This window comes from Polaromonas sp. P1_E3 (genome assembly GCF_056405935.1).
In genome coordinates, this window is the sequence record NZ_JBFUBD010000092.1 from 1 (window position 1) to 10,191 (window position 10,191).

Below are 10,191 nucleotides of genomic sequence, written 5' to 3' on the forward strand. Positions count from 1 at the left end.
GTTTGCAGCACCCACCAGGCCTGGGCCCGTGTGCCGGCAGAGCCGACGCAGGCCGAGCGCGCTGCACTGAAAGCCCGCATCCGCGAACTGCTCAAGGCCCGCAATGCCGTCATGGTGTCGCACTACTACGTGCACCCCGACCTGCAAGACCTGGCTGAAGAAACCGGCGGCCTGGTGTCCGATTCACTGGAGATGGCGCGTTTTGGCCGTGACCATGCGGCACAGACGCTGGTGGTGTCAGGTGTGCGCTTTATGGGAGAGACGGCAAAGATTCTTTCACCCGAAAAATGCGTGCTGATGCCTGACCCGGACGCGACCTGTTCGCTTGATTTGGGTTGCCCGGTCGATGAATTCAGCGCGTTTTGCGATGCCCACCCGGACCGCGCGGTGGTGGTTTACGCCAACACCAGCGCCGCCGTGAAAGCGCGTGCGGACTGGGTGGTGACATCCAGCTGTGCGCTCGACATCGTGCGTGCGCTCAAAGACCAGGKCCAGAAAATCCTCTGGGCACCCGACCGGCACCTGGGCAGCTACATCCAGCGCGAAACCGGCGCCGACATGGTGTTCTGGAATGGTGCCTGCATCGTGCACGACGAGTTCAAGGCCTTTGAACTGCAGGCGCTGAAAGAAGAGCACCCCGGCGCCAAAGTGCTGGTACACCCCGAGTCACCCGCCGACGTGGTGGCGCTGGCCGATGCCGTGGGCTCCACTTCGGGAATTTTGAAGGCGGCGCGCGAGATGGATGCGCGTGAATTCATTGTGGCCACCGACAACGGCATGCTGCACAAGCTGCGCACGCTCAACCCCGGCAAAGTGTTTATTGAAGCGCCCACCGCCGGCAACAGCGCCACCTGCAAAAGCTGCGCGCACTGCCCATGGATGGCCATGAACGGCCTGGCGGGGCTGGCCCATGTGCTGGAAACCGGTGCGCATGAGGTAACGATAGATCCTGCCCTGGGCCTGCGCGCCCGGCTGCCGATAGACCGCATGCTGGCTTTCACCGCCGCGCTGAAAAACGGCCAGCCCACCGCGGGGCTGGTACCGAATATCGGTGCGGCCTGACGTCGGTCGGGGCCGAAGATGCTCCTGTTTTGATAGCTGCTTGCGCTTGTCCTGTATGGGCTGGAGGCCGATATGAGCCCTATCACGGCCCGTATTGACTTCTCGGATCCGCATGACAGTGCCGCGCCGCGCCTGCGCCGTGCTTTCGGCGCGCCGCGCTCAGTGCTGGTGGCGCGTACGCTCGACGAGGTGCGGGTGGTGCTGGATGCCGTACAGGCGGCTTCCACGCAGGGCGCCTGGTGTGTGGGTTACCTGCGTTATGAGGCCGCGCCGGCTTTTGATGCCGCCCTGAGGGTGCACGACGCCGACGGGCCGCTCGCCTGGTTTGCGGTGCATGACGAAGCATTGCCCTGGCCATCGCCCGAGCCAGGCGCCGGCGTGCAGGTGCAGTGGCAACCGGGGCTTGAACGCCCGGCTTTCGACGCGGCCCTGGGCACATTGCAAGACGCGATTGCCAACGGTGCGTATTACCAGGTGAACTTCACCGCCCAGATGACGGGCCGCTTGCTGCCTGGCCAGGATGCTGCGCCAGCCCCTGCATTGTTTGCGGCCCTGCAGCGCGCGCAACCCGGTGGCTATGCAGCCTTCGTGGATACGGGCGATGAGCAAATCCTGTCGGTGTCGCCCGAGCTGTTCTTTGACTGGCGCGGCAACCGCCTCCTGACACGGCCCATGAAGGGTACGGCGCCGCGCGGCGCGACTCCCGTAAGCGATGCGGCCCAGGCCGAAACGCTGCGCACGTCAGTCAAGGAGCGCGCCGAAAACGTGATGATCGTGGACCTGCTGCGCAATGACCTGTCGCGTATCGCCGAGCCCTTCAGCGTGCATGTACCGCGCCTGTTTCACACCGAGCCGCTTCCCGCGGTCTGGCAGATGACCTCCGACGTCGAGGCGCGCACGCGGCCCGGCTGCAGTCTGGCTGAGGTGTTTGCCGCGCTGTTTCCCTGCGGATCGATCACCGGCGCACCCAAGGTGCGCGCCATGCAGGCCATCCATTCACTGGAAGCGGGGCCGCGCGGCGTGTATTGCGGGGCCATCGGCGTGGTGCGGCCCGGCGGCGCGGCGACTTTTAACGTGCCGATCCGCACTGTCAGCCTGCGCGGAATCCGGGCCCGTTGCGGCATCGGCAGCGGCATCACCTCGGGCTCCGTGGCGCAAGCGGAATGGCAGGAATGGCGGCACAAACAGGCTTTTCTGGCGCGTGCCAGCATGCCTTTCGACATCCTGGAAACCCTGGCGCTGGAAGACGGCCGGCTGCGCCACCAGGCCGACCACCTGGCGCGCATGGCGGTTGCTGCCGCCCACTTTGGCCACCGGTGGGATGCGGCGCAAGCCCATGCCTGCCTGCAGGCTCTGGCTGAGGCGCACCCGCAAGGCCTTTGGCGGGTACGCTTGCTGCTCAGTGCCGGTGGAAAATTCACAGCGCAGGCTTATGCCATGGAGCCGTCACCGCCTGAGGTGCGCCTGCAACTGGCCGGCAACCCGCTGGACGCGGTGCATGGCGAATTTGTACGCTTCAAAACGACGCGACGCGCGCATTACGATGCTTTCACGCCGACCGCGCCCGATGTGTTTGACAGCGTGCTGTGGAATGCGCGGGGTGAGATCACCGAATGCACACGCGGCAACATTGCCATGCGGGTGGATGGCCGCTGGGTCACCCCGCCGCTGGCCTGCGGCCTGTTGCCGGGCGTGGGCCGCGCGCTGGCGCTGCAAGAGGGCCGGCTGGCCGAACGTGTGGTGCGGGTGAACGCCCTGGAAACGGTAGAGGCCTGGGCGTTTGTGAACAGCCTGAGGGGCTGGATCGCCGCGACCCTGGTATGAAGCCCCGGCTCGTGTGAGCCGTTAAAGCTTTTCCTTGACGTAGGACGCACGGTCCATGTCCACCATTTCCACGCTCAGTTGCACCATCACGCCCGCAGGCCGAGGTGTCAGGCGCCGCAGCACGCTGGCGATGCGTTCGCCCAAGTCCTTTTTGGCTTCAGGCGTGCGGCCCGACAGCAGACGCAGCTGGGCATGCACAAAAGCGCGTGAGGCCGGCGCCGTGCCGATTTCAAAATTTTCCAGTGCGACCAGCCGGGTTTTCAGGTCGGATTCGTTCTGTATTTCAGGGCTGGCGGCAACGGCCTGGTTCAGCGCCTGCAGCACTTCCGCCTTGGGAAAGCCGGCCAGGTTGCTGGAGTATTCAACGGTCAAGTGAGKCATGTGGGCTCCGGATGAGAGTGAAAAAAATCAAAAAAAATGTCAGCCTGCAGGTGGCACCAGCACGGTGGGAACAGCCTGTTCAGCGGTAGCGGGGAAGTCGCGGCTGAAATGCAGGCCGCGGCTTTCGTGCCGGCCATGTGCAGAGCGCACGATCAGATCCGCCACCTGCACCAGGTTGCGCAGTTCCAGCAGGTCGCGCGTGACGCGGAAGTTGGCATAGAACTCCTGGATCTCCGCGTTCAGCAATGCAATGCGGTGCGCCGCGCGTTCCAGCCGCTTGGTGGTCCGCACAATGCCCACGTAGTTCCACATGAAGCGGCGCAGCTCGTCCCAGTTGTGCGAGATCACCACGGCCTCGTCGGCATCGGTGACCTGGCTTTCGTCCCAGGCGGGCAGGGCGGGGACTTCGGTGGGTGCCTGGGCTTCAATCGTATGGGCCGTGGCACGTGCGAGCACCACGCACTCCACCAGTGAATTGCTCGCCAGGCGATTGGCGCCGTGCAGGCCGGTGCAGGCGGTTTCACCAACCGCATAGAGGCCCGCCACATCGGTGCGTCCGGCCAGGTCGGTCACCACGCCGCCGCAGGTGTAGTGCGCGGCCGGCACCACCGGGATGGGCTGGCGCGTGATGTCGATGCCGAGCTCGAGGCAGCGCTTGAGGATGTTGGGAAAGTGCTCCTGCAAAAAAGCCGGGCTCTGGTGCGAGATGTCCAGGTAGACACAGTCCAGGCCGTGCTTTTTCATTTCGAAGTCGATGGCGCGGGCCACCACGTCGCGTGGCGCGAGTTCTGCGCGGTCGTCATGCGCGGGCATGAAGCGCCCGCCGCCGGCGGAAGGCGGTAGCAGCAGCTTGCCGCCCTCGCCGCGCACGGCTTCGGTGATCAAAAACGATTTGGCGTCCGGGTGGTAGAGGCAGGTCGGGTGGAACTGGATGAACTCCATGTTGCCCACGCGGCAACCTGCGCGCCAGGCTGCGGCAATGCCGTCGCCGGTGGCGGTGTCGGGGTTGGTGGAATAAAGGTACACCTTGCCCGCGCCGCCAGTGGCCAGGATCGTGTGGCCGGCGCTGAAGGTCAGCACATCGCCGCCGGCGGTGTCGAGCACATAGGCGCCGTAGCAGCGGTTGCCGGGTTGTTTGAGATGCCGGTCGGTGATGACGTCGACCAGCATGTGGTGTTCATAAAGCGTGATGCCGGGCGTCTGGCGGACCTGTTCCATCAGTGTGCGCTGCACGGCTGCGCCGGTGGCATCGGCCGCGTGCACGATGCGGCGCTGGCTGTGGCCGCCCTCGCGGGTCAGGTGCAGCTCGCCGGGGTGGCCGGCGTCTTCTGAAAAGGCCACGCCCAGCCCACGCAGCCAGGCAATGGCTTCGGGCGCACCTTCGACCACGGCGCGCGTGGCGGGCAGGTCGCAGAGACCGGCACCTGCGACCAGCGTGTCGCTCACGTGTTGCTCGAGCGAGTCGCCTTCTGCCAGCACGGCAGCCATGCCGCCCTGCGCCCAGCCGCTGGCCCCATCGCCCAGCGCACGTTTGGTCACCACCGCCACACGCCGGCCCGGCGCCAGCAGCAGCGCAGCAGAAAGCCCCGCCAGGCCGCTGCCGATGATGAGGACGTCGAAGTTGTGTGAACCCAGGCTGCCGGAGGTCATGGATAAGTCACTCACCGTTGAGATGGAAACCAGGTTTTCCCGCGGGGATATACATGATGGCCCACGGGAAGCATGGGAGGCTGTTGAACCAAGCAGGGGCCGCGGGACTGGCTTCGCCAGACCGCAGGCGCAGCGGCCCCCTCGGGGGGCAGGAAGCTACACGAAGTGAGCGACCGTGGGGGCAATATTCAGGCGGGGGTGTATGCCAGCCGCACATAGATGGGCGCGAAAGCCTCCGCCTGCGTGACTTCCAGCAGGCCTTCTTTCGACAGCTCGAGCAGCGMGATGAAGGTCACCACCAGCACCGGCATGCCGCGCGTGGCGTCGAACAGGTCTTCGAACTCAAGGAACTTGCGGCCCTGCAGCTTGCGCAGCACGATGCTCATGTGCTCGCGCACCGAAAGCTCTTCTCTTGAGATGACGTGGTGCTGCACCAGGCGCGCGCGTTTGACAATGTCGCGCCAGGCGTCCTGCAGGTCCACGATGTGCACATCGGGAAAGCGCGGCTGCAGCGATTGCTCGACATACACCTGCGCGCGCAGGAAATCGCGGCCGAACTGCGGCACTTCGTTGAGCTTGTGGGCGGCCAGCTTGATCTGCTCGTACTCGAGCAGGCGGCGCACCAGTTCGGCGCGCGGGTCTTCGGGCTCCTGGCCTTCGGCGACCTTTTTGGGCGGCAGCAGCATGCGCGACTTGATCTCGATCAGCATGGCCGCCATCAGCAGGTATTCGGCCGCCAGTTCCAGGTTGCTGCCGCGAATCTCGTCGACATAGGTGAGGTATTGGCGCGTCACCGCGGCCATCGGAATGTCGAGGATGTTGAAGTTCTGCTTGCGGATCAGGTACAGCAGCAAGTCCAGCGGTCCCTCAAACGCCTCCAGGAAGACCTGCAGCGCATCCGGCGGGATGTACAGGTCCTGCGGCATGGCAAATAACGGCTCGCCGTACAGGCGCGCCAGCGCCACCTGGTCAATCACCGCGGGCATGGCCGGGCTCAGGGCCTCGGACAGCTCTTGCCCTGCCGCCGGCGGCAGCTCCTGGGGAGACGGTGAAAAAGGGGTTTGGGACATGAAAGAGGCCGAAGCGGTGAATGCGCTAATGATTTGCTATGAAAAATATAGCTGCTTGCGCATGTCCTGCAAGGGCTGGAGGCCGATTGGGCCCTTATTTTCCGTTCGGGTGGCTGCTGGTTCCGTACACGTAAGGCTGCTGGGGAACCTTGGCCTCGCCGTATTCCGCCTGCTCGGAGCGGTTCAGGTTCTTGTCCCACAGCAGCGCGCGCCCGGCGCGTTGTTCGGCTTCCAGGGTGGGCTTGTTGGCCTTCAACTGGTCGATGAACTGCGTGGTATCAGAGGTGTAGTCGGAGCGGCGGAAGAAGTTGAGGAGGGACATGGGTCTAAACTGCCTGAATCGTATAGTTGCCTGATTTTACCGGGGTCTGCCTTGCGCTCCTTGCCACCATCTTTCCCGCCCTCGTTTGCGCCGTCCCGGGCGGGCTTTCCGGCACTTTTTTCCAAAGCGGTGATCTGTATGGGTCTGCTGTCATTTGTCCTGGGCTTGGTGGCGTGCGATGCGCAGCGTATTGCCGAGCTGGAAGAAGGCGTGGCCACGGAAGCCGATGTCCGCGCCCGCTTTGGCGAGCCCGAAAAAATCTGGGAAGCCGCTGACATGGCCGAAACGCCGCAGCCCGGCGCTGCGGCGGCGCCCGGCGCCCGCACCTTGGAATACAACCGCCAGCCGGAAGGCAAGGTCAACTACATGATCACGATAGGCGCAGACGGCAAGATGAGCGCGCTGCGGCAGGTGCTGACGCCGCAGAATTTCGCCAAGGTGCAGCCCGGCATGCGCATGGAGCAGGTGCGCAAAATGCTGGGCAAGCCGATGAAGGTCACCACGTACGCGCTGAAACAGGAAACCCATTACGACTGGCGCTATATGGAGCCACCGTCGGCGGCACGCATTTTTACCGTGGTGCTTGACCGGGACCTGAAGGTGGTCAGCACGGGCTCGGTGGACGATGAAAGTGGCAGCGCCTCGGGCGGCAATCGCTGATGTGCCTGGATTTATAAAGAGGAATAGGCTGCAACCCAATAGCGACGCGCGCAAGCAGCTCCTGTTTTCATAGCGTTTCTACTTTTCCCAGAAAGCCCGACCGCTCCATCACGGCCCGCGGCTGCGCATTGAGCCCTGCCAGCACCAGCCGGCCGCCACGCAGCACGATGGCCTTGTGCAGCTGTTCCAGCACATCGAGCCCGGAGGTGTCCAGCGACTGCAGCGATTGCACGTCGAGCCGGACCACCAGGCCTTTGGGCGCGCTTTCCACCACGTTCAGGATGGGGTCGAGCTTGGCCACCGCGCCAAAGAACAGCGAGCCGTAGAGCTGGAAGCTGGCGTCGTCCGCGCTGCGCGATACCTCCACCACCTGAAACAGGGTGCTCATGCGCCGCACAAACAGCACGCAGGCCAGGATCAGGCCGACCTGCAGGGCGACCGTGAGGTCAAAAACCACGGTGAGCAAAAACGTCCCCAGCATGATGAGCCGGTAGTGGCTGCTGGCCTGGCGCAGGCGGGCGAATTCGCGCCATTCGCCCATGTTCCAGGCCACATACAGCAGGATGCCGGCCAGCACCGCCAGCGGCACATGCACGGCCAGCGGGGCCGCCACCAGCACCACCACCACCAGCGTGAGGGCATGCACAACGCCCGAGACGGGGGAGGTGGCGCCCGAGCGCACGTTGGTCACCGTGCGGGCGATGGTGCCGGTGGCGGGCATGCCGCCAAAAAAAGGCACTACAAAGTTGGCCACGCCCTGCGCCATCAGCTCCTGGTTGGGGTCGTGGCGCGGCAGGCCGGAAATCTGGTCGGATACGCGTGCGCAGAGCAGCGATTCGACCGCACCCAGCAGCGCAATGGTGATGGTGGGCGCCACCAGCAGCCGCACGGTTTCCCAGGAGAAATCGGGCAGCGCAAACACCGGCAGCGCCCGCGGGATGCCGCCAAAACGCGTGCCGATGGTTTCCACCGGCAGGCTCAGCAGCCAGGCAAACGCGGTCAGCGTCACCAGCGCCACAATCGGCCCCGGCATGCGCGACGCCATGCGCGTGGCCCGCTTGAGCTGCACGCCCTCGACAGCCTGCATCAGCCTGATCAGCCGGGTGGTGAAACCGCCGGCGCTTCGCGTGTGCGCGGCAAACAGCTTGGGCCATACAAAGAGGCCGAGCAGGCAGGCCAGCCCCAGTCCCAGCGCGTAAGGGTTGAAGCTGTCCAGGTGACCGCCGATCACCCTGATCTGCGAGAAAAAATCGGCCGGCATCTTGGGAACGACCAGCCCCAGCAGGTCCTTGACCTGCGACAGTACGATCAGCACCGCGATGCCGTTGGTAAAACCCACCACGATGCTCACCGGCACGTAGCGCACCAGCGTGCCCATCTTGAAAAACCCCAGCAGGAAGAGCAGCACGCCCGCGCAGGCGGTGGAAATCAGCAGGTTGGCCAGGCCATAGCGTTCAAGAATGCCGTAGACGATGACGATAAAGGCGCCCGCGGGGCCCCCTATCTGTACCGCCGAACCGCCCAGCGCCGAGATCAGCGCGCCGGCGATGATGGCCGTCCAGATGCCGGCCTCGGGCTTGAGTCCGGAGGCGATGGCAAAGGCCATGGCCAGCGRCAAAGCCACAATCCCCACCGTGACGCCGGCGCCGGCATCCTTGATAAAACGCTCGCGCGTATAGCCGGCAAGCGCCGCAAACAGGCGCGGGCGGAACGGGGCAAGATAGGCCGGTAAATGCATCATGCGAAAGGCCTGTGGCGCGGCATTTGCGTGGCTGATGGTGCGGATGACGGCCTGGACGACGGCGCAGATGACAGTGCAGGCGGGCACGCTGAGATGGCGCGTCCCGTATGACTTTTTTCCATTGTTCGAAGCGCCAACATTCGGTACATTAGAGGGTTTTGTTAGGTCAAAATAATTACTTTTCGCGTGATTTCAGGGCCGAATCGTCAGTGTCGTCCCGTTTTGATCATCTGGGTATGGTTTTTTGGGGAAGTGATTGTTTGGCCTTTTAAGTTTTTTCCCTGTCACGTTGCCGCGCCTGTCCGCCTGTGTGGCGGCCTTGCTGCTGGCCCATGCTGCGGCCGTTGCGCAGGAAACGGCCCGCCCGCTTTCGCCTGAAGCCATTTCCATTGCACAAAGCGTGCCGTCGGCAGGTATTGACCTGGTGGGCCAGGGGCTGGTGCTGGTTGACAGCAGCGGTTCGCTGACCTTTGAGCAGGCCCACAGCCATTTTGAAGCGGGTGAAGGCGAGCCGGCCAGGCCCGAACGGATCATGCCCACCGGCGACGGGCATGCACTGTGGTACCGGTTAACGCTGCCTGCCGTGAGCCAGCCCACACGCGTCATGCTCACAACGCCGCATCCCAACATGGACAGTGTCTCGCTGTACCGCCCCTCGCTGGACCCTCTCACTGCGGGGCAATGGCAAATCAGGCGTTCAGGTGACTCGATCCCGGTGGCTGAGTGGCCGGTGCGCCACCTGACACCGGCGTTCGAGATGCTGCTGCGCCCCGGTGAGACGCGGCCCACTTACCTTCGGGTCACCCACAACTACCCGATCAGCATGCACTGGGTTCTGTCCGACCCGGGCAGTTTTCACGAGCAGTCCAAGCAATGGCACCTCCTTTTGGGGGTTTACATCGGCCTGGTGTTGCTGATGGCGCTGATGAGCGCTTTCCACGCGGTCTCCTGGCGTGATTCCATCCACCTGTTGTATGCCGGTTATGTGCTGGTCGTGGCGCTTGGCCAGTTGTCGCTGACCGGCCTGGCAGGGGAATTTTTCTGGCCCCGCAATGCCTGGTGGAACGACTGCGCGCCCGTGGGGCTGTCTCTTGCCACTGCCGCATTGCTGCATCTTGTACTGCGCCAGATGGTGGTTGACCGCGATGTGCCCTGGCTTTCCCGCGGACTGCTGGCCATGACCGTTCTGGGCCTTGCGATCGTGCTGGCCTTCCTGGCTCTGGGGAACAAGTCGTCTTTCAACCTGGCCACGCCTTACTACGTTGGAAGCATCGCCGTCTACCTTTTTGTTTCCGCCTGGTACACCTGGCGCCGGCCGGCCGTGGGTATCTGGATCATGGCCGCGATGGTGTGCCTCACCGTGGGCTCCATCTTCCCCATCCTGCGCACGCAGGGCATGATGCCCCTGGGCACGGCCACGCAATTCGGCGCGCAAATCGGTGCCGCCCTGGAAATCCTTTTCCTGCTGATGGCCCTGTACC

The 10,191-nt window shown here is 64.3% G+C and carries 9 protein-coding genes; 4 read left to right on the forward strand and 5 right to left on the reverse strand.

From position 1 onward, the window contains the following. The coding region (gene nadA / locus AC1D0Z_RS11830; RefSeq protein ID WP_477658442.1) for a quinolinate synthase NadA at positions 1-1,062 on the forward strand (1,062 nt) is incomplete at its 5' end. Between the two features lie 72 nt (positions 1,063-1,134). Next, a complete protein-coding gene (gene pabB / locus AC1D0Z_RS11835) occupies positions 1,135-2,886 on the forward strand; it encodes an aminodeoxychorismate synthase component I (RefSeq protein ID WP_477658443.1) in 1,752 nt (583 codons plus the stop codon). Positions 2,887-2,907: 21 nt separating this feature from the next. Here pabB and AC1D0Z_RS11840 read toward each other — a convergent pair whose 3' ends face one another. The 4 genes from AC1D0Z_RS11840 to AC1D0Z_RS11855 all read right to left on the reverse strand — a co-directional run bounded on the left by AC1D0Z_RS11840 (position 2,908) and on the right by AC1D0Z_RS11855 (position 6,309). Next, positions 2,908-3,267, reverse strand: coding sequence for a 5-carboxymethyl-2-hydroxymuconate Delta-isomerase (locus tag AC1D0Z_RS11840; protein ID WP_477658444.1), 360 nt, complete (start codon positions 3,265-3,267; stop codon positions 2,908-2,910). 39 nt (positions 3,268-3,306) lie between these two features. Beyond that, entirely contained in the window at positions 3,307-4,917 is a 1,611-nt protein-coding gene (gene nadB, locus AC1D0Z_RS11845) for an L-aspartate oxidase (protein ID WP_477658445.1), read from the reverse strand. A gap of 188 nt (positions 4,918-5,105) precedes the next feature. Then, the gene (locus AC1D0Z_RS11850) at positions 5,106-5,987 is read right to left on the reverse strand and encodes a segregation and condensation protein A (protein ID WP_477658446.1); all 882 of its coding nucleotides are present in this window, start codon (positions 5,985-5,987) and stop codon (positions 5,106-5,108) included. Between the two features lie 94 nt (positions 5,988-6,081). After that, positions 6,082-6,309 carry a DUF3460 family protein gene (locus AC1D0Z_RS11855; protein WP_477658447.1) on the reverse strand — a complete coding sequence of 76 codons (228 nt, stop codon included), beginning with the start codon at positions 6,307-6,309 and terminating at the stop codon, positions 6,082-6,084. A 138-nt stretch (positions 6,310-6,447) separates the two neighbouring features. Here AC1D0Z_RS11855 and bamE point away from each other — a divergent pair, with 138 nt between their 5' ends. Then, the gene (bamE, locus tag AC1D0Z_RS11860; protein ID WP_477658448.1) at positions 6,448-6,969 is read left to right on the forward strand and encodes an outer membrane protein assembly factor BamE domain-containing protein; all 522 of its coding nucleotides are present in this window, start codon (positions 6,448-6,450) and stop codon (positions 6,967-6,969) included. Between the two features lie 67 nt (positions 6,970-7,036). Here the strand turns inward: bamE and AC1D0Z_RS11865 are convergent, their stop codons facing one another. Further along, entirely contained in the window at positions 7,037-8,707 is a 1,671-nt protein-coding gene (locus AC1D0Z_RS11865; RefSeq protein WP_477658450.1) for a SulP family inorganic anion transporter, read from the reverse strand. A 292-nt stretch (positions 8,708-8,999) separates the two neighbouring features. Between AC1D0Z_RS11865 and AC1D0Z_RS11870 the strand changes: the two genes are divergently transcribed. After that, on the forward strand, positions 9,000-10,191 hold a 1,192-nt coding region (locus AC1D0Z_RS11870), incomplete at its 3' end, for a 7TMR-DISM family protein (RefSeq protein ID WP_477658449.1).